This window comes from Vreelandella olivaria (genome assembly GCF_023507745.1).
GTDB lineage: Bacteria > Pseudomonadota > Gammaproteobacteria > Pseudomonadales > Halomonadaceae > Vreelandella > Vreelandella olivaria_A.
This window is the reverse complement of sequence record NZ_JALPZO010000182.1, coordinates 56,507-81,115: the sequence shown is the minus strand read 5'-3', so window position 1 is coordinate 81,115 and position 24,609 is coordinate 56,507. Positions and strand designations below refer to the sequence as shown.

General features: G+C 52.8%; 21 protein-coding genes. 5 read left to right on the top strand and 16 right to left on the bottom strand.

All coding sequences use genetic code 11. The features are described 5' to 3' along the window. Nucleotides 1-4: 4 nt before the first annotated feature. Nucleotides 5-1,426: a mannose-1-phosphate guanylyltransferase/mannose-6-phosphate isomerase gene (locus tag HP566_RS21240; protein WP_249979292.1), complete on the bottom strand. Its 1,422-nt coding sequence runs from the start codon at nt 1,424-1,426 to the stop codon at nt 5-7. A 587-nt stretch (nt 1,427-2,013) separates the two neighbouring features. Between HP566_RS21240 and HP566_RS21235 the strand changes: the two genes are divergently transcribed. Continuing rightward, nucleotides 2,014-3,444, top strand: coding sequence for a phosphomannomutase (locus tag HP566_RS21235; protein ID WP_249979291.1), 1,431 nt, complete (start codon nt 2,014-2,016; stop codon nt 3,442-3,444). A 117-nt stretch (nt 3,445-3,561) separates the two neighbouring features. Here the strand turns inward: HP566_RS21235 and HP566_RS21230 are convergent, their stop codons facing one another. The 8 genes from HP566_RS21230 to HP566_RS21195 all read right to left on the bottom strand — a co-directional run bounded on the left by HP566_RS21230 (nt 3,562) and on the right by HP566_RS21195 (nt 10,560). After that, nucleotides 3,562-3,894, bottom strand: coding sequence for a hypothetical protein (locus HP566_RS21230; RefSeq protein WP_249979290.1), 333 nt, complete (start codon nt 3,892-3,894; stop codon nt 3,562-3,564). A gap of 116 nt (nt 3,895-4,010) precedes the next feature. Continuing rightward, a complete protein-coding gene (locus tag HP566_RS21225; RefSeq protein WP_249979289.1) occupies nt 4,011-5,129 on the bottom strand; it encodes a porin in 1,119 nt (372 codons plus the stop codon). Nucleotides 5,130-5,392: 263 nt separating this feature from the next. After that, complete coding sequence (locus tag HP566_RS21220; RefSeq protein WP_249979288.1) at nt 5,393-6,232, bottom strand: ProQ/FINO family protein; 840 nt, start codon at nt 6,230-6,232, stop codon at nt 5,393-5,395. Next, nucleotides 6,198-6,737: a dihydrofolate reductase gene (locus HP566_RS21215; RefSeq protein WP_249979287.1), complete on the bottom strand. Its 540-nt coding sequence runs from the start codon at nt 6,735-6,737 to the stop codon at nt 6,198-6,200. Before HP566_RS21215 ends, HP566_RS21220 begins: the two co-directional genes overlap by 35 nt. Next, complete coding sequence (locus HP566_RS21210; protein ID WP_249979347.1) at nt 6,734-7,507, bottom strand: thymidylate synthase; 774 nt, start codon at nt 7,505-7,507, stop codon at nt 6,734-6,736. The genes HP566_RS21215 and HP566_RS21210 overlap by 4 nt, the downstream gene beginning before the upstream one ends. 250 nt (nt 7,508-7,757) lie before the next feature. After that, nucleotides 7,758-8,546, bottom strand: a complete 789-nt coding sequence (lgt, locus tag HP566_RS21205) for a prolipoprotein diacylglyceryl transferase (protein ID WP_249979286.1) — start codon at nt 8,544-8,546, stop codon at nt 7,758-7,760. A 50-nt stretch (nt 8,547-8,596) separates the two neighbouring features. Next, nucleotides 8,597-9,394, bottom strand: a complete 798-nt coding sequence (locus HP566_RS21200) for a sulfite exporter TauE/SafE family protein (RefSeq protein WP_249979285.1) — start codon at nt 9,392-9,394, stop codon at nt 8,597-8,599. Next, on the bottom strand, nt 9,391-10,560 hold the full coding sequence (locus HP566_RS21195; protein ID WP_249979284.1) for a response regulator: 1,170 nt from the start codon (nt 10,558-10,560) through the stop codon (nt 9,391-9,393). The genes HP566_RS21200 and HP566_RS21195 overlap by 4 nt, the downstream gene beginning before the upstream one ends. A 172-nt stretch (nt 10,561-10,732) precedes the next feature. Between HP566_RS21195 and HP566_RS21190 the strand changes: the two genes are divergently transcribed. Next, nucleotides 10,733-11,509, top strand: coding sequence for an NRDE family protein (locus HP566_RS21190; RefSeq protein ID WP_249979283.1), 777 nt, complete (start codon nt 10,733-10,735; stop codon nt 11,507-11,509). A 28-nt stretch (nt 11,510-11,537) separates the two neighbouring features. Here the strand turns inward: HP566_RS21190 and ptsP are convergent, their stop codons facing one another. Further along, nucleotides 11,538-13,799: a phosphoenolpyruvate--protein phosphotransferase gene (gene ptsP / locus HP566_RS21185; protein ID WP_249979346.1), complete on the bottom strand. Its 2,262-nt coding sequence runs from the start codon at nt 13,797-13,799 to the stop codon at nt 11,538-11,540. 86 nt (nt 13,800-13,885) lie between these two features. Next, nucleotides 13,886-14,380: an RNA pyrophosphohydrolase gene (locus tag HP566_RS21180; RefSeq protein ID WP_249979282.1), complete on the bottom strand. Its 495-nt coding sequence runs from the start codon at nt 14,378-14,380 to the stop codon at nt 13,886-13,888. Nucleotides 14,381-14,568: 188 nt separating this feature from the next. On the opposite strand from HP566_RS21180, the gene HP566_RS21175 reads away from it, so the two are divergent. After that, entirely contained in the window at nt 14,569-15,225 is a 657-nt protein-coding gene (locus HP566_RS21175) for an HAD family hydrolase (protein WP_249979281.1), read from the top strand. Nucleotides 15,226-15,898: 673 nt separating this feature from the next. Here the strand turns inward: HP566_RS21175 and HP566_RS21170 are convergent. Both HP566_RS21170 and HP566_RS21165 read right to left on the bottom strand, forming a co-directional pair. Further along, complete coding sequence (locus HP566_RS21170; RefSeq protein WP_249979280.1) at nt 15,899-16,132, bottom strand: hypothetical protein; 234 nt, start codon at nt 16,130-16,132, stop codon at nt 15,899-15,901. A 152-nt stretch (nt 16,133-16,284) separates the two neighbouring features. Further along, nucleotides 16,285-17,259, bottom strand: a complete 975-nt coding sequence (locus tag HP566_RS21165) for a malate dehydrogenase (RefSeq protein WP_249979279.1) — start codon at nt 17,257-17,259, stop codon at nt 16,285-16,287. Nucleotides 17,260-17,493: 234 nt separating this feature from the next. Here HP566_RS21165 and HP566_RS21160 point away from each other — a divergent pair, with 234 nt between their 5' ends. Both HP566_RS21160 and HP566_RS21155 read left to right on the top strand, forming a co-directional pair. Further along, nucleotides 17,494-18,621 carry an efflux RND transporter periplasmic adaptor subunit gene (locus HP566_RS21160; RefSeq protein WP_249979278.1) on the top strand — a complete coding sequence of 376 codons (1,128 nt, stop codon included), beginning with the start codon at nt 17,494-17,496 and terminating at the stop codon, nt 18,619-18,621. Next, nucleotides 18,605-21,676, top strand: a complete 3,072-nt coding sequence (locus HP566_RS21155) for an efflux RND transporter permease subunit (RefSeq protein WP_249979277.1) — start codon at nt 18,605-18,607, stop codon at nt 21,674-21,676. Before HP566_RS21160 ends, HP566_RS21155 begins: the two co-directional genes overlap by 17 nt. A gap of 168 nt (nt 21,677-21,844) precedes the next feature. Here the strand turns inward: HP566_RS21155 and rsd are convergent, their stop codons facing one another. From rsd to gshA, 3 genes are all read right to left on the bottom strand, one after another. Further along, the gene (gene rsd / locus HP566_RS21150; RefSeq protein ID WP_249979276.1) at nt 21,845-22,333 is read right to left on the bottom strand and encodes a sigma D regulator; all 489 of its coding nucleotides are present in this window, start codon (nt 22,331-22,333) and stop codon (nt 21,845-21,847) included. A 135-nt stretch (nt 22,334-22,468) separates the two neighbouring features. Next, nucleotides 22,469-22,966 (bottom strand): disulfide bond formation protein B, encoded by a 498-nt coding sequence (locus tag HP566_RS21145; RefSeq protein WP_284041611.1) that lies wholly within the window; start codon nt 22,964-22,966, stop codon nt 22,469-22,471. Further along, a complete protein-coding gene (gene gshA, locus HP566_RS21140; RefSeq protein ID WP_249979275.1) occupies nt 22,966-24,606 on the bottom strand; it encodes a glutamate--cysteine ligase in 1,641 nt (546 codons plus the stop codon). Before gshA ends, HP566_RS21145 begins: the two co-directional genes overlap by 1 nt. Between the last annotated feature and the right edge of the window lie 3 nt (nt 24,607-24,609).

Genomic DNA, 24,609 nt, shown 5'->3' with positions numbered 1-24,609 from the left:
AAACTCAATCTTTCGAGCGCCCATATACATCTTCGAACCGAACAATGTCATCCTCACCTAAATAAGCTCCTGACTGTACTTCAATAACTTCTAACGGAATTTTACCGGGATTTTCCAGAAAGTGTTTTGCGCCAAGCGGTATATAGACAGACTGATTCTCACTGAGCAGCATTTCTTCATCATTGATGCCAACACGGGCAGTCCCAGAAACTACAATCCAGTGTTCTGCACGATGATGATGCATTTGGATTGAAAGCTTTTGTCCTGGGTTAACAGTAATTCTTTTAACCTGATATCGTTCGGACATATCTACAGAGTCGTATTTACCCCAGGGGCGATAAACTTCACGATGCGCGCTCAGTTCGCTACGCCCATTCTGCTTTAGCTGCTCCACGACCTGCTTTACACGCTGATCTTCTTGTTTACTGACTACTAAAACAGCATCTTTGGTTTCCACAATGATGAGATTTTCAACGCCTACGGTAGCTACCAAGCGATGACTAGAATGTACCAGGCAGTTTTGAGTATTTTCTAATATTACGTCGCCATTTCTAACATTATTAGCTCTATCTTTTTTACTCACATCCCATAGTGCGGACCAAGAGCCTACATCACTCCACCCGGCATCCAAAGGAACCACAGCTACCTGAGACTCTTTCTCCATCACGGCATAGTCAACCGAGTCGCTGGGGCTGGATAAAAATGCCCACTTATCAATACGTACAAAGTCCAGGTCTTCCTGAGCACCAGCCATTGCCTGCTCACAGGAAGTTAGTATAGCAGGTGCTTGGCGTTTGAGTGCTTCTAGATATGCATCAGGACGCATAAGGAACATGCCGCTATTCCAGAGATAATTTCCTGATGCGATATATTGCTCAGCTGTTTCGCTATCGGGCTTTTCAACAAACTGCTCTACCCTATACCCATGCATATCCAGCTTTGTTCCTTGCTGAATATAGCCGTACCCTGTTTCTGCATGCGTAGGTAAGATCCCAAAGGTAACCAATGAACCATCGCTTGCCAGCGGTGAAGCTTGCTTAACAGCTTCATGTAGCGCCTTTATATCTTCTATTACATGATCGGCAGCCAAAATAAGCAGTAATGACTGCTGACCCGGAGCGCGCTTTTCAGCTTGTAGTGCACCCAAAGCAATAGCAGGAGCTGTGTTACGGCCTTCGGGCTCTAATAAAATGTTGGCCCCTTGTACTCCAATATCACGCAGTTGTTCAGCAACCAGGAAACGATGCTCTTCATTGCAAATGATGATAGGTGCTTCGCAGGGTAGCCCCTCTAGGCGGGTTAATGTCTGCTGCAGCATTGAATGCTGGCCTGTTAAAGCGAGAAACTGTTTGGGGTGCAGGCGCCGCGAAAGAGGCCACAACCTTGTGCCGCTGCCACCCGCCATGATAATAGGTGTTATCTTCATAGCATTCTCTAATGTAGTATTCACCCGAATAGCCTCCGCTGCCTATCTTATTCGCTAGCTTACCTATGAGGACAAGCTGCTTTTCTGTTATTTACCATTAAATATGATGCCGACTCGATATCATTTATGATGCTGGCAAGTTTTTTAAAAAATACCGCTTTTTTTAAATTAATCACATATCAAAAAAGCGCTATTTTGAACACTTCATAAAGGCTTTTTTTGATCATCAATTGAATACAACCAATATGGCATACTTATATTTAGCAACGACTCCCATTATCTAAGTATATGTAGAAATAGATGTTGCATGTAAAAGCGGATAGATACGGTAGGCACATAGCATCAGCATTCCCTGCAAAAATTGGTTTTTAACGACTTTCTTTTCACGTTGTCGTCAATATCAACAAAGTTCCATGCCGGTGCTGATCCTATACGACTTGTGCCATAGATTCAACGCAGGTCCTTTGGGCTGGTAACTACGTAGCCTGACTGTGTATGATTAACTAGCTGTTATCACCCTCTGCTTAAGCCAAAATGACTCTATGATTTTGGATTTATTACTCCCCCATGCTAACGTGGAGATGACTTTGGCGACTCATCAGACGGCTTCTTCGATTATTGCAGAAAGCGGCATTTCATTTGGGACCAGCGGAGCTCGCGGTCGTGTTGAACAATTTAGTGATGAAGTCTGCGCAGCTTTCAGCATCGCTTTCATCTCTACGATGCAAGCAACTTTTACGTTTGACCGTATTGCGATTGGTATTGATCGGCGGCCTAGCAGCCCCAAAATGGCAGCCGCTTGCGCTAATGCGGCGAGTATTGCCGGGCTTGAGGTCGACTACTACGGTATTCTGCCTACTCCCGCTCTCGCCTTACAGGCCTTGGCAGATAACATTCCAGCCATAATGATTACAGGCAGCCATATTCCCTTTGACCGTAATGGCATTAAGTTTTACCGCCCAGATGGGGAAATCACAAAAGCCGATGAGCTTAACATATTAAATTCAGAAACGCCCTTAGCTCCTACCACCGACAGCCCTCTTCAGCATCCATCCGACACAGCTAATCAGCGCTATATAGAGCGCTTTACACATTGGTTTCCTGGCTCACCGCTCGCGGGCTGGAAAGTAGGCTTGTATCAACATTCTGCTGCTGGCCGCGACCTCAATGATCAGATTTTATCAAACCTTGGGGCCGAGGTTGTCACATTAGGTAGAAGCGAAACCTTCGTTCCAGTCGACACTGAAGCCGTTAGTGAAGAAGACCAAGCGTTAGGACAAGCGTGGGCAAGTGAGCATAATTTGAATGCACTCCTTTCTACCGATGGCGATGGAGACCGCCCACTGCTAGCCGATGAAAGTGGAACCTGGCAGCGCGGAGACATTGTGGGCCTCTTGTGCGCCCAGGCACTAGGTATTAAAGCACTGGCTGTCCCTGTTAGTTGCAATACTGCTATTGAGCTAAGTAAGTCCTTTACGCATATTGAAAGAACCCGCATTGGCTCACCGTTTGTTTTATCGGGCATGGCCACGCTGGCTGAGCATTACTCTGAGGTTGCTGGATTCGAGGCAAATGGCGGGTTTTTATTGGAAAGTGCGCTTCAGGAAGATAACCGCTACTTAGCCCCTCTACCTACTCGCGATGCACTATTGCCCGCTTTAACATTAATGGTGACTGCAGCAAAACAAGGGGTAGCAATCTCTACACTGGTTGCCGAACTACCTAGCCGCCATACAGATAGCGGTCGGCTACAAAACTTCCCTACCGAACGCAGCCAAGCATTAATTGCCAACTGGCAAAGTACGCCTCAAGCGATGGAAAAGGCATTATTACTGCCGACAGCTATCAGCGAGATCAATACAACGGATGGCCTGCGTGCCACGCTGAAAAACGGTGATATCGTGCATTTACGACCTTCAGGTAATGCTCCCGAGCTTCGCTGCTACAGTGAATCGAGTTCGCAAAAAGCTGCTCATAGCTTGGCGAAACACTGCTTAGCTCAGTTGGCAAACACTTAATCACTACAATCTTTAGGCATCGATTATAAAACAGCTGGCCTCTAAGGAGGCCAAATTTTTCATTTAACTACTATCATCTGCTCCTAGCACGCCACTAGAGCAGGTAACGTGCTCCAGTTAACAATATACGTTATCAATCAGCTCGCCCGAACGAGCATATAGGTGTCGCCCCAGTCCTACTGTATCGAAACCTCCACCATAAACATCGCTGTCTTCCTGAGTTTCAGCTCCAAGGCGCGCAGAGAACTGGTCGCTGACTTGATAAGCACCTATCAGACCATACAGCATTTTACCGTTGCCACCGCCCCGAACCACATTTTCTACAGCGCCAAAGCCTATCTGGGCAGGCCCGTTTTGATAACGCAAACCTGCCTGCCCAGCCACTACACTGCCTTCGTCACTTTGCTGGGAAAGGTTAGCCTTCCCGGCACCGCTGCGATTACCACGCACTTACGATATCACTCACTACTGACCACCATCCACCCATAAAAAAACCGGCCTTCAAGAGGCCGGTTCTATCGTAACTGCAGGTGTTACTACTTAAAGCGCGGTATTTGAAACCAGGCTTAGAAGTGGTAACGAGCGCCTGTCAGCCAGTATACGTCGTCAGTCAGGTCGTTGAATACGTCGCTAACTTGGCTGTCGCCCAGGCGAGGTACATCACCGTTGTACAGCTCAGCAAACACGTCGAAGTTGCTGGATACTTTATAGTAACCACCGGCAGCCCAGGAGTTGCTGTTGTCGAAGTGACCATCACGATCGATGTGGTAGTAATCTACGTTAAACGCCCAAGGACCAGTGGTGAAAGTACCACCCAGACCGAAGGTGTCATAACCTACGAGGCTATCGTTCGGAGTAGGACCATTGTTGTTGTAGGTGTCGTTATGACCGCGACCTTCGTAGCCCAGACGAGCAGTGAACTGGTCAGTGATATCGTAAGAGCCGATCAGACCATAAATCATCTCACCGTTGCCGTCGCTAGAACCAGTACCACCGGTACGGCTACGCTCTACGTCTTCAACAAAGCCCAGACCGATAGTCAGAGGACCATCGATGAAACGCACACCACCTTGGGCCGCAATAACCTGACCTTCGTCGGTAGTGTCTACGCCTTCAGCCAGGCCACGCTCGCTGTAGTGCTTAAGCTGCAAGAATGCAGTGAAGCCGCTCAGATCAGGTGTGTAGTAACCGATAGAGTCGCCACGCGACTGTTTCGGGTGACCCGCGAATTCCAGGCCTTCATCAATATAAACATCGAACGGCAGGGAAACGAACTGGTTGTAGAAGCTGTCGAAGTTACCCGCTTGGAAAGTACCATACTGAGCGCTTTTCAGGCCAAGGTAGCTCTGGCGGGTTTCGCGGAAGCCAGGAGAGTCCTGCTCGTCACCGCGGAAGCGCCACTCAACATGACCGAAAGCGCTTAGGTCAGAAGTAATTTCGTGGCTCAGACGCAGGCCCAGACGAGAGTATACGTCTACAAACTCAGCACCGTTGTCGATTTCAACGCGCTGACCATCGTCAGTTTCGAACTCAGGACCGCCACCGCGGATACCCATGGCGATACGACCATAGATGTCCATTCTGGTGCCGTCTTGATCATATACAGTTGCCGCCTGCACGGTAGAAGTCGCACCCAGGGCGGCGAATGCACTTACGATAGCAGTCGCTAAAAGTGTCTTTTTCATGATGTAGGTTCCTTAACTAGCTTACTGTTTCGATCGTTTCTGCTCAGCTTCTGTGAAGCGTGGCAGTTGGCCTGCGGGTCATGCTCTTTTGCCATCCTCCGGTTTTTCCCGGTGGTATGCGGCATGTCCTCAACTAAGCCTTGTTATAGTCCAATGCTCGCAGGTCAAACTCTATACTGGGATTCCAGGGAACGCAATAGAAAAAAACAGTGTTTTTTTACGAATTGCGTTTTTTTATGGAACCCGCAGTGACTTATTAGGTCTCAGCGGCCTTTGAATTTTTGCTGAAGACCCTTTAATTTCTCTTCCCAGCTAAGCGGTTTATCCTGCTCACTTTTTTCTGACGGACCTGGATCAACTACTTCAGTATAGGGCCTGTGAGAGGATTTTGCTGTATTAGTTTGTGCTGGCCGAGGTTTTTTGTGGGCGTTTTTTTTAGCCGCTAAAGGTACATCATTTTGCGGCTGCTCTTTTCGCCGTTCGCTGGCATGTAATGCGGCTTCTTTATCAACCGTTCCCGCAGGTTTACCATCTAAATCCACCCGTTCTGCTCCTTCACGCATCGATTTTACGTAACGCGGTAAGTTAACGTAGTTGGCAAGGGCTCGTCGAATCAGCTTTCCAGACCAGGGTTCACGCTCCGCAAGGTCCTGATGAATACCAATTTTAAGCGGTTTGGTATGCCCTTTAAAAAAGGCATCCGGGTAGCGCTGATACCACTGTTTCAATAACGCTTGGGGCGAAGGCGGCTGCTCTGGCGGGGCACTCTTTTCGTCAGTTCGCTTTTCAGACGATTCTTCAGCAAATGCAGCGGGAGGCGTCCCTACTGGTGCTGACTGAAGCTCATCTTCGGGTTTGGGCGTCTGCTCCGTCGCAACGGGCATCGTTATAGCGGCACTACATTCTTCTGCATTTTCAGCATGGCCTTGCCGGGCAGCCAGTTGCTGTTTAAGTCGTGCATTCTCTTCACGCAGCGTTTGAAGCTCGGCTTTTGTCCGCTCAAGATGTGTTTCCAATGACTCTAATAAGTGCTGTACGCTGGCGGCCATGCTCCCTCCTTTGACCCGATCAGTCTTTGAAGCGCTCGTATATGACGAAATCATAATGGGGCTGCCCTTCTGTGGGCTTACCCGCTACACGCTGCACTTCGCGCCACTCTTCAGCAGAAAACTCTGGAAAGACGGCATCGCCATTAACGTTAATATCCACCTCGGTAATGTACAAACGCTGTGCATAAGGCAGCGCCTGGCGGTAAATTTCACCACCGCCCATCACCATAATTTCTTCGGCTGCTTCAATCGTGGCCTGTTGGTCTGCCAGGGCGAGGGCTGAAGGCAGATCAAAACATACCCGTGTGCCTTCTGCATTGAAGCTTTTATCACGTGTTACCACAATGTTAAGCCGATTAGGTAGCGGCTTGCCAATGGATGCGTAGGTTTTGCGCCCCATAACCAGAGGCTTGGCTTGGGTCATGCGTTTAAAAAACTTTAAATCTTCAGGTAAGTACCAGGGTAGTTTCCCGTCAACACCAATAACACGATTCTTCGCCATGGCCACAATCATGGCAACAGGTACCAATGAATCCGATGGGCTGCCCTGATGGTTCATACGGCCACTTCCGCTTTGATGTGAGGGTGCGATTCATACCCTTTGATCTGGATGTCGTCGAAAGTAAAATCAAACAAACTGGTGACCTTAGGGTTGAGCACCAACGTTGGCGAAGCCAATGGCGTGCGCGTTAGCTGCTGCCGGGCCTGCTCAAAGTGATTACTGTACAAATGGGCATCACCCAGAGTGTGAATAAACTCACCGGGCTCCAAACCAGCCACCTGGGCCACCATGCTTAACAACAGTGCATAACTTGCTATATTAAATGGTACCCCCAGAAAGATATCCGCACTGCGCTGGTATAACTGGCAAGAGAGTCGGCCATTGGCAACGTAGAACTGGAATAGGCAGTGGCACGGCGGCAGTTTCATTTCATCCACCTGACCAGGATTCCAGGCGGAAACAATCAACCGGCGTGACTGCGGCGTGGTGCGAATTTGCTCCAGCACTTTGGTGATTTGGTCGACGCTACCACCGTTGGGACTCGGCCAACTACGCCATTGGTAACCATAAACTGGCCCTAGATCTCCATTTGCATCAGCCCATTCGTCCCAGATGCGCACACCGTTCTCTTTGAGATAGCCAATATTGGTATCGCCTTTTAAAAACCATAGCAGCTCATGAATGATGGAACGCAGGTGTAGTTTTTTGGTGGTGAGCAATGGAAAGCCACGGGAGAGATCAAAGCGCATCTGATGGCCAAACACGGAACGTGTGCCAACGCCAGTGCGGTCGTTGCGGTCAACGCCATGATCCAACACGGTGCGCATTAGATCCAGATAGGGTTGTTCAAGCGCGGTGGCAGGCGTCGTGGTGGTGCTCGGCGTGGGCGTTGTTGCAGTCACAAAAGTTCCAGAGTTGCAGGCGATTTGGGAATGTATTCTAGGCCGCTATAACGCAACGGTCTAGCCCACCCACGAGTGGCAGCGGGCCCACCCCGGCACCGATTCGCGGTGAATCCATGCCGGGCTGCAGGTGCGCTTCGCTTACCACGCGCTACAAGGTTGATGTGCCACCATTCTAAACTTTGGCGTCGATTGGCTTGTTACGCGACCATGCCATGAGTAGCAGACCAAGCACAATCATGGGTAATGTCAGCAGCATGCCCATGGTGAACCAGCCAAAGGCAAGGTAACCGATATGGGCATCTGGCATACGCACAAACTCTACCATGAAGCGGAATACACCATAGCCCAGCAGGAAGAGTCCTGACACAAAGCCGCGTGCGCGGGGTTTGGCCGACACCCACCAGAGTACGACGAACAGCACTAAACCTTCCAATACCGCCTCATACAGCGCAGAGGGGTGGCGTGGTTCTGGCCCCATACCTGGAAACGGCATCCCCCAGGGTAGCGATGTGACTCGCCCCGGCAATTCATGATTGATAAAGTTACCAATGCGCCCTGCCCCTAAACCAATTGGCACCAGGGGCGCAATAAAGTCGGTCAGCGTAAGGAAAGCCAGCTGTTTACGGCGGGCGAAGAGCCATGCGGCCAGCAGCACACCCAGCAGTCCGCCATGGAAACTCATGCCGCCATCCCATACGCGGAAAATCCACAGCGGATCTGCGGCCCACTGCCCCATCCCGTAAAACAGTGCATACCCCAGACGCCCTCCGGCAACTACACCAATCGCACAGTAGAACAGTAAATCGCTGATATCGTCTCTGGTTAACCCAATACGGGAGGCGCGTCGGCAACCGAGCCACCAGGCAGCGACAAAACCGACGACATACATTAGGCCATACCAATGCACTTGAATCGGGCCGAGGGAAATCGCGACCGGATCAATTGTTGGGTAGTTGATCATCAAGACTCTCTAAGCTAACAGGTGGAAAGCGGCAGCCTGGCATGCGGTGATTACGCCAATATGAAGCGTAAACCTACCACGGCCAGCAGCGCAGCAAAGGAAAACCGTAGCACATGGGCGGGTAACACATGGGCAAGACGAACCCCAATCCGCGCAAAGGGTACGCTGGCTACCACGATGCCCAAAAAAGCAGGCCACATGACAAAGCCGGTAGCCCATGGCGGCAGTAGTGGGTTACCCCACCCTACGATAATAAACGTAATGGCACCGACCACCGCGATGGGCAATCCACAAGCCGCAGAGGTGCCCACTGCCTGGGTCATGGTGGCACCACAACGGGAGAGCCAGGGTACTGTCATCGCGCCGCCGCCAATGCCAAACAGTGCGGAAATAGCGCCGACGACCCCACCGGCAATGGTCATGGCAGTTTTACCCGGCACCACTGTACCGGGCTTGGGTTTGAGGCCCAGAACCATTTTGGTTGCCAGCAATAGTACGAAAATGCCAAATAACGTACCCAGCATCGTGCCCGATAGACTACCGGCAATAAACACACCACCAATGGCCCCCAGCATCAACCCAGGCAGTAATGCCATAAACCAGGGACGATGTACACTGCCCCGGCGGATATGGCCAAGTGCCGAGGAGGCTCCGGTTACCACAATAGTGGCTAATGAGGTTCCAACAGCGAGATGCATGGTAATTTCTGGTGCAATGTTCTGTACACCAAATGCAAACACCAGTACGGGGACGATAATAATGCCGCCACCAACGCCGAATACCCCTGCCATAATGCCTGCTGCTGCGCCTAGCGCTAAATATCCCACCACAATGGTCAGTGCTGTCATGAGATAGAAGTCTCGTTATTGACGTTCGGCATCCATTTGGTAATCATGCCTATTAGAGTTTCGGGTTGATAGGGTTTGGCAAGCACATCGTTGAGCCCGGCGGCCTCACAGGTGTCGCGGCCAGCGTTATCGACGTTTGCGGTCAGGGCAATGATAATGCTGCGCTGACTATTAGTGGTACTTTCAAAGTCACGCCAGCGGCGCGTGGTTTCAAGCCCATCCAGGGTCGGCATGAAAATATCCATAAATACCAGATCAAAAAAGGTGGTTTGTTGGCGCTCTAGCGCCTGTTCACCGCTGCTTACGCCTTCTACCTGAAGACCTTGGGATTCTAACATCTGACGAGCCAGCATGAGGTTAACGGGGCCATCATCCACCACCAGTACCTTTAATTGCCGTTTGGCAGGGGGCAATAACGCTTCAAAGGAAGAACTTTCGTTAACGCTTTGCTGAACGAAGTTCGCAAGAAGTGCACGTATGTCGGCCAACCGTTCCCTGACATGAGTAACATTTTGGCGGCATTCTTTTGACGCACCCTCCTTAAGCATACCGCCCACATGATCAAACAGGCTGTCCGCCTCCCGCTGCAGCAATGTGAGGTACCCTGACTTCAAGCGCGACTCTTCCCGTGCACGGTCGCGACCCGCAATCAAGTGTTTAAGCTGCTTTTGCTGATGGTGCAGATCCTCAAGCAACGCTTGATCTTGCTTGGAGCGCTCGGAAGACGGGGGAAAAAACGGCGTATTCGCATGGATTCTGACCAGCTCTGCCAGTAAATCATTAACATGAGACAAGCGCCGCAAAGGGAGCGTGTGCTGTTTTGCCACGGGCGCTGTTGACTGAATATCCGTTCCTACCATCTCGAAGTACAGTGTTTCCGAATGACGTTCCAGTTCTGCCAGCTCCTGCAAGAACAGGGCATCTTTATATTTGGCTCTGGCTTTCACCAGCATAAGAAACACCCCTACATTCATACAGCTGCCCAACAGCAAGGTAAACGCCAGCCATAGTGTGGTACTCCAGGAAACCTGATTTGGCGACATTCCCCAGATGACTAATCCGACAAAAATGCACAGTATGACCAACGCTGCCTGAACGAGCAGCAAAGGCCATAGCACTGGCCAAACGATGGCATTCCAAAAGTGCTCTCGCTGGTAGAATTGCATAGATCGTGCGTTCCTGGGTAGCGGGTAATTTCCTTACCGGATGAGCAGCCCACGCTGTGGTAAAACGTCTGGATATAAGGTTAGTGTACGACTACACCACAATGCTGTCATGCCGCTCCTGGAGGGGATGGCACTCTTCCTGCCCAATTTTAGAGGGAATAGAGAGTTCACTATGTGTTTGATAACCTTTTCCTGGGCTCCAGGTACCCCCCACCCCCTACGTTTGGCCGGGAACCGTGATGAATTTTACGCGCGCCCTAGCGCGCCACTCGCCTATTGGAACGATGCCCCCGACCTTTTGGGTGGGCGGGATCTGGAGGCGGGCGGCACCTGGCTGGCGGCAGACCGGAAGAGTGGCCTGGTCGCGGCGCTGACCAATGTTCGCGACCCACAGCTTGCCACCCCCGCCAATGCACCAAGCCGTGGTGAACTGGTTGCCAGTGCCCTGCAAAGCGACAACATCGAGACTTGGCTAAAAATGCTAGCCATCTCTGGCGCCCGGCACTATGCCGGGTTTAACCTGCTGGTCGGCACCAACGAGCATCTATGGCACTTACACCGGGGCCGCTACAGTATCACGCTAAACGAAGTACCGGCAGGTGTACATGGCCTTTCGAATGACACGCTGAATACGCCCTGGCCTAAACTCAAAGCCGTACGGGAGGCTATGGCGACCAGTACACCGGAAAACTGGCGCTATTTGACTCAACACGCCCTGCATAACCCTACACAGGCACCCGATTCAGCGTTACCCGATACGGGAGTGGGCATTGAACTGGAGCGCCAGCTTTCCGCCGCTTTTATTGTGGGGGAGCGCTATGGCACCCGCGCTACCACTTGGCTAAGCATGGATAAGGCGGGGCATATCTGCATTACCGAGCAGCGTTTTGGACCACTAGGCTGCTTTGAGGGCGAAACCACCCTTTCCACCTCTTCAGAACTGACCTAGCCCCATCAGCCCTTCGAATAAAGCGGTATCAATCCCGTGGTGGCAGCAGATGTGAAAGCTGCCAGTCATCCAGGCGCTTATTCAGATGCTCATGTACTTGTGTGGGGGTATCCAACTGCATAATTTCTTCGAGCAGAACCTGTGCATCCACCAGCGTTACCCTACGAATCGCCGCTCGAACTTTGGGCAGGCTGGGAGCATTCATTGAGAGGCTGTCGAATCCCATCGCCATTAGCAGCAGCGCTCCAGCCGGGTCCCCCGCCAGTTCTCCACATAGGGAAATCGGCTTATTGAGTCGCTTGGCATCTTGAGATAACTCTTGCAGCGCCCCCAACAGCGCTGGGTGCAAAGCATCGTACAGACTTGATACACGTGGGTTGTTACGATCGACCGCAAGCAGGTACTGGGTTAAATCATTACTACCTACTGAGAAGAAATCGACCCGTTTTGCCAATGCATCCATTTGGTAGATGGTGGCGGGCACTTCAATCATTACGCCTACTTTAGGGCGTGTGACCACGATACCCTCCTCACCCAACTCGACAATAGCTCGGTCCAGCAGGCGCAAGGCTTCGTCTACCTCTTCGACGTTGGTAATCATCGGGAAGAGAACATAGAGGTTGCCTACGTCGTGGGAAGCCATGAGCATGGCCCGTAGCTGCACCATTAATACTTCCGGGTGATCCAGGGTTACCCGCATACCGCGCCAGCCCAGGAAGGGGTTGGCTTCCTCAATGGGAAAGTACGGCAGATCCTTATCGCCGCCAATATCCAGTGTACGCATGACAACGGGCAATGGCGCAAAGCCTTCAAGCTGCTCACGGTACATGCGCATTTGTTCTTTTTCACCAGGGAAGCGCTCGGTAATCATAAACGGCACTTCCGTGCGATACAGCCCTACCCCACCAATGCGACTTTTCAGCAGTGCCGTAGCATCCACCGCCAAGCCAGTGTTTACCATCAGCGGCATAACATGGCCATCTGGGGTTTCACTGGGCAGGTCTTGCTCATGCTCCAGCACTTCACTGAGGGCTTTTTCTTCAGCGATCAGACTGGCGTAACGGGTTTTCAGCTCTGCGGCAGGACGCACAAACAGCCTGCCCCGGTGACCATCCAGGACTACCGGCGCACCATTTAGACGCGGCAGCGGCAGGTCGACCATGCCCAACACAGTGGGTATCCCCATGGCACGGGCAACAATCGCGACATGTGAAGTACTGGAGCCACGTACAGATACCAACCCTTTGAGCTTATCCCTAGGTACTTCACCTAGCATTGCCACACTGATTTCGTCACCCACAAGAATGGCGTTATCTGGATAGGTTTCCGGCGTTGAGGGGGTATCTTCCTGTAAATGCGCCAGCACACGGCGGCCAAGGTCACGAATATCTGCTGCACGCTCACGTAAGTAGTCATCATCAACACGTTCAAGATATTGCACGTGACGGCGCACGACATCAGCAAGCGCACCGGGCGCCCATTGTCCTTCACGGATGCGCTTTTCAACCTCCTCCGACAGCGCTGCTTCTCCCAGCATTTGCTGGTACACATCAAACAGCGCCAGTTCCTGGGAGGAAATACGGTTGACCAAACGCTCCGCCGCTGCGCGGATCTCATCACGGGTTTTGGCAATGGCTTCTTTCAGACGGGCGATCTCAAACTCCTGATCGCTGGGGATCAGGTCGGGCACACTGTTGAGGTCGGCTGGCGGTGTAATTACCACTGCTTCCCCCATGGCCATACCTGGAGAGGCCGCCACACCTTTGAACATCGCCTGACCGCCGGGCAGTGCCGGGCGAGTGAAGTTACCGGTGGCCAGCGCATGAGCCAATACCCCTGCCAACTGGGCAGCCATGGTTACCAGAAAAGCTTCATCTTCATCATCATAGCGGCGTTTTTCCGCCTGCTGTACCACCAGTACTCCCAGCATATGGCGCTGGTGCATAATCGGCACACCGAGAAAACTTGAGTAGCGCTCTTCGCCTGTGGCTTCAAAATAGCGGAAATGGGAGTGAGACTGTGCGTCTTCCAGGTTAAGCGGCTCACTGCGCTTGGCAACCAGCCCCACCAGGCCTTCGCCTAGCGGCAGAATGACACGACCTACCGCCTGGGTACGCAAACCTATCGTTTCCATCAACACCAGCGATTCCAGCTCTTTATCATAGAGATAGAAAGAGCAGACATCCGTCTGCATGGCTTTACGTATGCGGCGTACCATTGTTGACAGCGCGGCGTCGAGGTTTCGTGCGCCATTCACTTCCTGAATAACGCGTCGTAGCACCTCAAGCATGGAGGTTTTACTATTCACTTGTGTTTGCCTCGCTGAGGGATTTTTACAGCAGCCCTCACTGCCCAAACAGGGCAGTGAAGTGCTTGTTATCCTTCGTTATCTTGTGCCAGGCGCTGTACGCGGGGAGAAAGCTCTCTTAACGCGCGCCGATATACCTCTCGTTTAAACGGCACTACTTGCCCCAGAGGGTACCAGTAGCTTACCCAGCGCCAACCATCGAATTCTGGTTTTGGGGTGGCCGTCATACAGATTCGGTTCTCTTGACAGCGAATCTTAAGTAAAAACCACTTCTGCTTCTGGCCTATACAGACCGGTTGCGAGTGGGTACGAATCATGCGTCGTGGCAGACGGTAGCGCAGCCAGCCCCGGGTGCAGGCGACAATATCAACATCGTCGGCGGTTAGGCCGATCTCTTCGTGAAGCTCACGAAAAAGTGCTTGTTGTGGAGTCTCGCTTGCTTTGATGCCTCCCTGGGGGAATTGCCACGCATTTTGTCCTACACGACGCGCCCAAAGCAGTTGCCCCTGGCTATTGGCAATAATAATGCCAACATTGGGGCGAAAGCCGTCAGCGTCGATCACGGACATCACCTTTATAAATTTTCAGTTGTCCCCATTTTTCCACAAGGGAGACAAGCGTATCAATACAATATAACGCTAACTGGTTAACGCTTACTCTCAATTGGTGGGAAAGCCAGAGCGACTCTGCGATAATCCGCCGCTTTGTGCACTGCAATTAACGACCACCATAAAACGATAAGGGGAGCGCCGTGAGTCTGGCCATTTTCGATTTGGATAATACGCTGCTATCCATCGACAGCGATCATGCCTGGGGAGAGTTTTTACTCGAACAGGGCGCCGTCGATCCTGTTGCTTACCGGGAAGCCAATGAGCGCTTCATGGCCGATTACAACGCAGGCACCCTGGATATGGCGGCGTTTTTAGAGATGGCGCTTAAGCCACTTGCCGATAATACACCCGAACAACTGGCTGCCTGGCATCAGCAGTTTATGGCCAGCAAAATTGAACCCAACATTTTACCCAAGGCAGAAGAGCTGTTAGCCCGTCATCGCGCTAAAGGCGATACGCTGATGATTATTACCGCAACCAACCATTTTATCACCGCGCCCATTGCAGAACGTCTGGGCGTGGATCACTTAATTGCAGTGAATCCTGAAGTAAAAAACGGCCGCTACACAGGGCGGGTTTCCGGGGTTCCCAGTTACCGCGAAGGCAAAGTCACCCGCTTGCAGCAGTGGCATGAGCAGCAGGATATTTCAATGGATGGCGCCTGGTTTTACAGCGACTCTCACAATGACCTGCCGCTGCTTGAGAAGGTAGACCACCCCGTGGCGGTTGACCCCGACGATACCCTTCGCAAAATTGCCGAAGAGCGCAACTGGCGGATTATGAGTTTGCGGGGCTGAGGTGTAAGTGACTCCGTACAACCCCCGGCACCGCTTCGCGTTGTACTTATACAAAATGCTCCGCGGGTGCGCTACGCTTACCACGCGCTACAAAATCACGCCCTTATAACGCCTGGTGGAAGCACGTCCCGTAGCGCGTGGTAACAACGAGGGTGCGAGGAACGAGCAAACGAGGCACCCGCGAATGGCGGCGCCAGCCGCCCAATCATGCCACTTTAACCAACCCCAGCACCGCTGCGCGCTGTGCTTATACAAAATGCTCGCGGGTGTGCTGCGCTTACCACACGCTACAACATTCTAAAAAAATTAAATAATTAGAGATTAAGAAGAGTGTTAAGCGAGATCACATTACCCGAATGCTTCACTGCCAGCTTGACATCATCAGTGACTAACGTAGCTGCCGTGACAAATGCAGAAGCAGAAATGATGCTATCGGGTAGTTTCCATCTGTGTCCTACGCCGTACCTTGATAGTTTCGGTTTTAACTTGGTGATCTAGTTCTACCCTAGCTAATTTGGCCAATATTGCTGAAATGGCTTTTTCTTCTTCTAAAGGCAATTCTGGGAAAGCCAAGAGTTCAAGTTCTGTGATAATAGAGTAGAAATAATGCGCAGCAGGTAGGCACAACTGCCGATTAATGGCATTGATAAACACATTGGTATCGAGTAGCTAATTACCACTCATCCCGGAGGCCCCGCTGATATTCGACGCCATCATGAGTTGTCAGAGTGGGAGCTTTAACAGACGTAAAATCCACACCGGAAGGTTGAGCAGACTCACCAGTCTCCACTGCTGTATTTTCATAAAACACAACGATCCTTGCATGCCGGTTTTTTAAATGTGCATACTCATCAGGAATTTTAACAATGCCATTCTGGATGTCTGTCTCAAATTCAATTGCCTGCATACCTCCTCCTTATACTCAAATACTCACCTAGCTATTTGACACTCTTTTTACCAAAAATTCGAGCAGCGCATCAGCAACCTAGCAAGCAATAAAAAACCCCACAAGCTGGGGCTTGCGGGGTTTGCGTTTACCGGTGCTGCCAGGAGGCGCGTTTAGCCGAGCAGGTGCTCGACGGCAGCACGCTCTTCACGCAGCTCTTTCTCGGTGGCTTGCATCTTCTCTTTACTGAACTCGTCCAGCTCGAAGCCTTGAACGATTTCGTATTTACCACCCTGGCAACGTACCGGGTAGGAGTAGATGATGCCTTCAGCAATGCCGTAGCTGCCGTCAGACGGAATAGCCATGCTGACGATGCCTTTGCTGCCCAGCGCCCAATCATGCATGTGATCAATTGCGGAAGAGGCGGCAGATGCCGCAGAAGAAGCACCACGCGCTTTAATGATCGCGGCGCCGCGCTGCTGCACAGTGGGGATAAAGTCGTTTTCATACCAGTCACGATCGACCAGATCGAAAGCGGCTTTGCCATCGACTGTGCACTGGGCCAGATCCGGATACTGGGTGGCACTGTGGTTGCCCCAGATGATCATATTTTCAACGTCGGTGACGTGCTTGCCGGTTTTTTGTGCCAACTGGGTCAAAGCACGGTTATGATCCAGACGTGTCATGGCGGTGAACTGGCCTGCATCCAGATCCGGTGCGTTGCAGGAAGCAATCAGCGCGTTGGTGTTGGCTGGGTTACCAACCACCAGCACTTTCACATCACGGCTTGCATGATCGTTCAGCGCTTTACCTTGTACAGAGAAGATCGCGGCGTTGGCTTCCAGCAGATCTTTACGCTCCATACCCGGCCCACGTGGACGGGCACCTACCAGCAGCGCGAAGTCGGCATCTTTGAACGCTACGTTGGGGTCGTCGGTCGCCACGATATCCTGTACCAGAGGGAAGGCACAGTCGTTGACTTCCATCACCACGCCACTCAGGGCGTCCATTGCCTGGGGGATTTCCAAAAGCTGGAGAATGACAGGCTGATCCGGCCCCAGCATGTCGCCAGCGGCGATGCGGAAAATAAGAGAGTAGCTGATCTGGCCGGCACCGCCGGTAATCGCAATACGTACTGGATCTTTCATCATTGCTCCTTGGTTGGTTCGCCTGAGGGTGGGTCGACAGAACTCAAGACGCCAAGATGGTATGCCCACACGCCCAAAAACTCAATCAGACATGAGGCTACTACCCATTAACGTGCCTGCTTGGTACTCGCTGAGAGGCGCCAGTTGCGCTATTGTGTGACGGGCTATATACCCTGCCCTCAGCATTACTTATCTTTGGCGATACTTTTGTGTTAATAGGGATATAAACACCCCATGCGACGAATCCCCTACTCTTATGCCCTGGCCAGCTTACTGGTACTGGTGCTGGTGATATGGCTGGCCTTTGGCGACTTTCAGCGTTTTCAAACCACAGCCCCTGAAACAAGCGCAACCGAGAATGAGTCGGCACCACGGGTCGAGGTGGTAATTCAGCACAGCACGCCTTACATTCCCCGGCAAATTATTCAAGGCCAGTTAACCGCCGAGCGTGAAACCATTCTACGCGCTAATGTAGCAGGCTTTGTCGCGGAAAAACCGATTGTCCAGGGCGGCATGGTAGCTCAGGGAGAAACGCTGTTGGTACTGGACAATGAAGCCCTGCCTGAGCGTTTACAGCAAGCACAGGATGAGTTGGCCGTGGCACAAGCCGAATACGCTGGAGCACAGAACCTGCGCCGTCGCGAACTGATCTCCCAGCCTGAGTTGCTGCGTTTACAAAGCGCCCTAAGCGCCAGCGCAGCCCAGGTAGCCCAATTACAGAAGCAGCTTAACGATACCCGCCCTACCGCACCGTTTGAGGGAGTACTTGACCGGGTGCAGGTGGAGCTGGGTGATTTATTGCAACCCGGCGAAGAGTGGGGACGCCTGATTGATGACCGGCGCCTGACTGGAACCGCCTGGGTATCTCAACAGCAGGTGGGCGAGCTTAGCGTTGGCTTACCCGTAACGGCCAGGCTATTGAATGGCAATACGCTCACCGGCGAGGTTTCGCATATCAGCAGTCGGGCAGAGGAGTCGACGCGTACATTCTATATTGAAGTAACGTTGGATAACCCCGGCAGGCAACGTCTGGCGGGAGGTAGCGCAGAGTTTACGGTCACACTGCCTCCGCGCCAGGTACATACTCTCTCGCCTGCGCTATTGAGTTTGAATGAACCAGGGCAACTGGCCGTTAAACACGTAGTGGACGACAACCAGGTGGCTCAAAGCGCGGTTACCCTGGTAAGTGCCGATATCGAACGCGCCTATGTCACCGGCCTGCCGGACCCACTACACCTCATCACCCTGGGAGCTGGCTTGGTGGAACCGGGTGAGACAGTCACCCCTGTTCCTGCGGAGGAAGCACACTCCAACGAGACACTTCCCTCCGCTCAGGAAGGTGGTCATGCGCCAGTTAATTAATGCGGCGCTGACCCATACGCGCACTACCCTGCTGCTGCTGGTAGGCCTATTGCTGGCAGGTACTGCCGCATGGCAGTTCATTCCCAAAGAGGCCAACCCGGACGTCACCATTCCAATTATTTACGTCTCGCTTTCTCTGGAAGGGGTGAGTCCCGAGGATGGCGAGCGCCTGCTGATCCGCCCCATGGAGCAGGAGCTAAGGGGTATTGAAGGGCTGCGCAAATTTACAGCGCAATCCAGTGAGGGCCACGGTTCCGTTACACTTGAGTTTGACCCTGGCTTTGACCCTAATGCCGCCCTTTCCGATGTGCGGGAGCGTGTGGATATTGCCCGCAGTAGCCTGCCGGATGAAGCCGAAGAGCCGCGGGTTATGGAAGTGAACGTCTCTGAATTTCCCGTTCTGACGATTGGTCTCTCCGGTCAGTTGGATACCCGCGAACGCATTACCATCGCCCGGCGCCTGAAAGAGGAAATCGAAGGCATTGCCGATGTGCTGGAAGTGGACATTGCCGGGGAGCGCGAAGACTTGCTGGAGATAGTCGTCGACCCCCTGGTGCTCGAAAGCTACGGCATTGATTTTGATACTCTCTTTGATCAGGTTTCCCGCAATAATCGGCTTGTTGCGGCAGGCAGCCTGGATACCGGCGCAGGACGACTGGCGCTCAAGGTGCCTGGTATCATCGAGTCCCTTGAGGATGTCATGCAGATGCCCGTCAAGATCGAAGATGACCAGGTGGTCACTTTTGGTGATGTGGCCTGGATTCACCCTACCTATAAAGACCCTGAAGGCTTTGCCCGTATTGATGGCCAGCCAGCGGTGGTGTTGGAAATATCCAAACGCGCTGGGGCTAATATTATTGCTACCATTGAGGGCGTAAGGGAGCGCTTTGAACAGGCAGGTGATCTGCTGCCCGAACAGTTGCGTATCACTACGATTCTGGACGAGTCCATCACCGTTCAGAGTATGCTTTCCGAGTTGCTGAACAACGTACTGACAGCCGTTGTGCTGGTGCTGATTGTGGTTGTCGCGGTGATGGGCTGGCGCATGGCCCTGCTGGTGGGATTAACTATCCCCGGCGCGTTTTTAACGGGTATTTTGCTGGTATGGGCATTCGGCTTCACGCTCAATATCGTCGTTCTGTTTGCGTTGATACTTGTCGCGGGCATGCTGGTGGATGGCGCCATCGTGGTGAGTGAGCTGGCCGACCGTCACTTGAAAGAGGGGAAGTCGCCCCATGAGGCCTGGCTGAATGCCGCATCGCGCATGAGTTGGCCGGTTATTGCTTCCACAGCAACGACTCTGGCGGTATTTATACCACTGCTGTTTTGGCCTGGGGTGGTTGGTCAGTTTATGAAGTATCTGCCCGCCACGGTCATTTTATGCCTACTGGCATCACTGGCCATGGCGCTGGTGTTTCTACCCACCCTTGGGCGGCTGGCAACCAATACCTCAAAAACTCCAGAGGGAGCGTCAGGCCTGGATGAAAGCACGGCGCTGGGGCGTAGCTATCGGCGGGTATTGGAGCGCTTACTGAAGCACCCTGGCTGGGTATTACTGTTTTCGATGCTACTGATTGCCATGCTGTATACCGCCTATGGCAAGTTTAATCATGGTGTGGACTTCTTCCCCAATGTAGAACCGGATAGCGCCCAGGTACTGGTACGTGCCCGCGGGGACTTTTCCGCCCTGGAAACCGATGCCATTTTGCAACGGGTTGAAAATCGGCTTGGGGGGATGAATGAAGTGGAGGCACTGTACGCCCGCTCGTTTGCCGTTCCCGACCAGCAAATGGGTAGTGACGTGGTGGGTATGCTGCAGTTCCAGTTTGTGGATTGGTACGACCGCCGCCCTGCCCGCACGATTTTGGCTGATATGGCGGAGCGTACCCGTGATATTCCCGGTATTACACTGGAGTTTCAGGAGCAGGAAATGGGCCCTGGTGGCGGCAAGCCGATTGTGTTGGAAGTTAGCGCCACAGATCCGGAAATCGCCAATGCAGGTGTTAATCAACTGATATCACTGATGCGTGATTTGGGCGGCTTTACCGATATTCAGGATAACCGCAGCCTGCCAGGGGTGGAGTGGCAGGTAAACGTAGATCGTGAAGCAGCTGCCCGCATGGGTACCGATATCACCACCATTGGCAGCGCCGTTCAGCTGTTGACGACGGGCTTGCAGGTAGCCAGCTATCGCCCACCCACCGTTAGCGATGAAGTGGATATTCGCGTACGCCTGCCTAAAAACTGGCGCACCCTGGATCAGTTAGAACGGTTAACCATCAATACCCAGCGGGGCCAGGTGCCTATCTCTCATTTCGTGACACTAACACCCGCACCCAAAGTAGGTACGCTCAATCGAATTGACGGGCGCCGCGCCATTACCCTTGAGGCGGATTTAGCCCCAGGCAATTTGGCGGATGAACGCTTGAGGGCGCTGCTGGCCGCCAGCAGGGAGCGCTTGCCCGATGGCCTGATGGTCAATGTGGCTGGTGAACAGGAAGATCAGCAGGAGGCCATGCAGTTTTTGATTAGCGCGTTCCTGGTCGCCATTGGCCTGATGGCGTTGATTTTGGTGACTCAGTTCAATAGCTATTACCAGGCAGCCTTAGTGCTCTCCGCTATTGTGTTTTCGACAGCGGGGGTGCTGATGGGGCTGCTGATTACGGGTCAAGCCTTCGGCATTGTGATGGTAGGCATGGGCGTGATTGCCCTGGCAGGCATTGTGGTGAACAACAACATTGTCTTGATTGATACCTACAATGAGTTGCGCAGTAACGGCATGTCACCCGCAGAAGCCGCTCTGGAAGCGGGCTGCTTACGCCTTCGCCCGGTGTTATTGACAGCCATTACCACCGTGCTGGGGTTAATGCCGATGGTACTGGGGATTAACGTGGATCTATTTACACCCTCATTAGGCTTTAACGCTCCCTCCGCCCAGTGGTGGATGCAGATGTCGAGTGCTATTGCTGGTGGCTTGACCTTCGCCACCGCCCTCACTCTGCTGCTGACTCCTTGTATGTTGGTGATTGGCGGAAAACTTCGCCGGCGAGGGTGAATGTAGCGGTGCTGGGGTTTGATGATGGAGGCATAACCGGGGCGGTTGGCGCCGCCACCCGCGGGTGCCCTCGGTGCTCGTTCCTCGCAGACTCGTTACCAAGCGCTACGGGATATACTTCCACCAAGTTTTATGAGGGTGTGGTTTCGCGTAGCGCGCGGTAGTGTTTCAGGCGGGGGATTTCATTTGTTTGGGGCTGTGGGCAGCGTGTAGGCGGGCAATAAGCTGGTCTTCCAGCGCGAAGCGCTCGGTGAGACCTTTGGCTAAGCGGTCAATCCAGGCAGGTAAACGAACCAGATTCTGTTGGCAACGCACAGGCGAGACGAAATCCTCATCGAATTCCAATACCATCGCCGTCGACATATCCAACCGCTCCAGTAACTGCGCAGCAATCAACAAAGCGCTCTCATCATCGAACGCCTTTGCCTCTTCCGCCAGCTGAGGATAAATTTCGAAATGGCCCGCGCTGATATAGTCCATCAACAATTCGCTGAAGGTATCAATACGCACTTTACTGACCGCTTCCAACTCAATATCGCAGGCTTCTTTCAATTCGATAAAACTGACCAACAACGACCGGCGCTGGTCCAGCCAGCGGTCAATCAAGCTATGTACGCCCCCCCAGCGCTCCAGGGCATTTTTGCAATCTTCGAGCATGGGGCTTTCTCCTTGCAGATAGTCGCCTTCAAGAGGGCTAGACTCGCCTTTCCTGCTAACCCTGTCAATCCCAGCGGGTATGGTTTCTTTGATACTCAAGGCCAACTGATTGGCTGGCCTCTTGTTCGTGTCATCCTAGCGCTTTACAGCCAACCATAAAATCCGCAGCGGTGCGATAACCAGGATGCAAAAGCCGACTAACGTCCATGCGGGCAATGAGAGGCCTAACAGTACAAAGTCGATTTCCGCACACTCACCAGAGCCTGACAGCACCATGGCAACCACTTCCTGCATGGGCAGAATATCCATCATGTAATCAAGCCCTGGGCCACATGAAGGAACCTGATCTGCGGGCAGGCTTTGCAGCCATACGTGGCGCCCGGCAATAAAAGCGCCGGTACCTACAGCGGCTAAACCAAGCAGGCCGTAGATCCCTTTACCCACCTTACCATGAGGGTTATGCAGTGCCGCTATTAATAACACCAACCCCGTGGTGATCACCGCGACCCGCTGGAAAATACACAATGGACAGGGTTCAAGCCCGCCTATATGCTCCAGTCCCAAGGCGACCGCCATCATAAGTACACAAAATGCGAAGCCTGCAAGTGCAGTGGAACGAATGGCTGGTGACATTATTGACCTTCCTCGAGTGAAATTGCCGACAGCGCACGAGACTCACGCGCTTTGGCGAAGTAGCTGCTAAGAAACTCACTAAAGCTCACATGATCGGCGGCTTCAATATCATGCTGCTGCTGATGAGAGGTTTCAATTAACTGAGCCAATAACGCTTCACGGGAACGCAGCATAGGCGTCGCTTTCAACTTATCAGCCTGCTGTTGAGCCAGGCTCAATAGCGTATCGCTCAACGAGCCATTGCCCTCTTCCAAACACTTGAGCATCTGTGCAGAAGGCGTCAATGACGGGTCTTGCAAACGGGGGGCCAGCGCGTTGAGCGCGGCAGCATGGGGAGTCCCCTCTTCCACGGCATCCAGCAAGCGTGCTACTTCGGCCATTTCAGCAAAGATCTGCTCGCCCCACTCCCGCACCGTGGTACTTTCTCCATCGCGCACCAGAGTGAGCGCTGGATCACGCCCACGCTCTACCACCCAGCGACGGTTGTCATCCAGTCGGTCGCACTCGTCATCGGAAATCCATGGGCTGTCGCTTAACAGGCACCACATCAGGAAGGTGTCTACAAACCGCATCTGAGCTTCCGTGACACCAAGGGGGTCAAACGGATTCAAGTCCAGACAGCGCACTTCGATGTACTCTACACCACGTGCTTCCAACGCCTGACTGGGCGTTTCGTTGTGCTTGGCAACACGCTTGGGGCGTATATCGCTGTAGTACTCGTTTTCGATCTGCAGGATATTGGCATTTAACTGCTGCCACTCACCGTCTTCGTTCACCCCCAGTTTTTCATAATCGGGCCACGGCGTTGAAATCGCGTGGCGCAGGGTATTAACGTAGTTGGAGAGCGAGTTGAAGCAGATTTTTAGCTGGGACTGCACCTTGTTTTGGTAGCCCAGGTCGGACATACGCAGGGTGGTGGCGTAGGGAGCGTAGTAGGTGTCGTCGCTAAGCACCTTGAGTTTCTCTGGCACCTGACCTTCAGGCAGAAAGCTTTTATCCACCGCAGGCGATGCGCCAAACAGGTACAGCAACAGCCAGCTATGACGACGGAAGTGACGAATCAAGCCGAAATAGCGGGTGGAGCGATAGTCATTAAAGGGGATATTGGTGGCTTTTTCCAGCTCCCGCAGAGCGTGCCACATATCATCCGGCAGCGATACGTTGTAATGCACCCCAGCGATGGCCTGCATGATACGCCCGTAACGTACATCCAGCCCTTTGCGGTAGACATGTTTCATGGTGCCTACATTGGAGATGCCGTAATCGGCAATGGGCACACTGTCGTTGCCCGATAGCCGTGAGGGCATGCTGCCCGGCCATATCCACTCGTTTTCCAGGTGATGATAGGTAAAGGTGTGCAGATCTGACAAGAATGCCAGCGCTTCCCGCGGCTCTGAATAAACAGGCGTAATGTACTCCAGCAGTGCTTCGGAGTAGTCGGTGGTGATATGCGGGTGAGTCAGCTTCGAGCCTAATGCATACGGATGTGGCGTTTGTGCAATATGTCCATTGGCATCAACGCGTAGCCCTTCTTTCTCCAGCCCGCGACGCAGGCGACCCAAACGCCCAAGGCGAGCGCTGGGCAACAAACGCTCCACCTGGGCGGTTAGCGAGGATGGCACAGTGAGTGGTTCAGGCAAGGT

Excerpts from the sequence above, each read along its gene's own strand:
- HP566_RS21240 (WP_249979292.1), bottom strand. The coding sequence starts at position 1,426 with ATGAAGATAACACCTATTATCATGGCGGGTGGCAGCGGCACAAGGTTG.
- HP566_RS21225 (WP_249979289.1), bottom strand. The coding sequence starts at position 5,129 with ATGAAAAAGACACTTTTAGCGACTGCTATCGTAAGTGCATTCGCCGCC.
- HP566_RS21220 (WP_249979288.1), bottom strand. The coding sequence starts at position 6,232 with ATGATTTCGTCATATACGAGCGCTTCAAAGACTGATCGGGTCAAAGGA.
- HP566_RS21215 (WP_249979287.1), bottom strand. The coding sequence starts at position 6,737 with ATGAACCATCAGGGCAGCCCATCGGATTCATTGGTACCTGTTGCCATG.
- HP566_RS21210 (WP_249979347.1), bottom strand. The coding sequence starts at position 7,507 with ATGCGCACCGTGTTGGATCATGGCGTTGACCGCAACGACCGCACTGGC.
- lgt (WP_249979286.1), bottom strand. The coding sequence starts at position 8,546 with ATGATCAACTACCCAACAATTGATCCGGTCGCGATTTCCCTCGGCCCG.
- HP566_RS21200 (WP_249979285.1), bottom strand. The coding sequence starts at position 9,394 with ATGACAGCACTGACCATTGTGGTGGGATATTTAGCGCTAGGCGCAGCA.
- HP566_RS21195 (WP_249979284.1), bottom strand. The coding sequence starts at position 10,560 with ATGCAATTCTACCAGCGAGAGCACTTTTGGAATGCCATCGTTTGGCCA.
- HP566_RS21190 (WP_249979283.1), top strand. The coding sequence starts at position 10,733 with ATGTGTTTGATAACCTTTTCCTGGGCTCCAGGTACCCCCCACCCCCTA.
- ptsP (WP_249979346.1), bottom strand. The coding sequence starts at position 13,799 with ATGCTTGAGGTGCTACGACGCGTTATTCAGGAAGTGAATGGCGCACGA.
- HP566_RS21170 (WP_249979280.1), bottom strand. The coding sequence starts at position 16,132 with ATGCAGGCAATTGAATTTGAGACAGACATCCAGAATGGCATTGTTAAA.
- HP566_RS21165 (WP_249979279.1), bottom strand. The coding sequence starts at position 17,259 with ATGAAAGATCCAGTACGTATTGCGATTACCGGCGGTGCCGGCCAGATC.
- HP566_RS21160 (WP_249979278.1), top strand. The coding sequence starts at position 17,494 with ATGCGACGAATCCCCTACTCTTATGCCCTGGCCAGCTTACTGGTACTG.
- HP566_RS21155 (WP_249979277.1), top strand. The coding sequence starts at position 18,605 with ATGCGCCAGTTAATTAATGCGGCGCTGACCCATACGCGCACTACCCTG.
- rsd (WP_249979276.1), bottom strand. The coding sequence starts at position 22,333 with ATGCTCGAAGATTGCAAAAATGCCCTGGAGCGCTGGGGGGGCGTACAT.
- HP566_RS21145 (WP_284041611.1), bottom strand. The coding sequence starts at position 22,966 with ATGTCACCAGCCATTCGTTCCACTGCACTTGCAGGCTTCGCATTTTGT.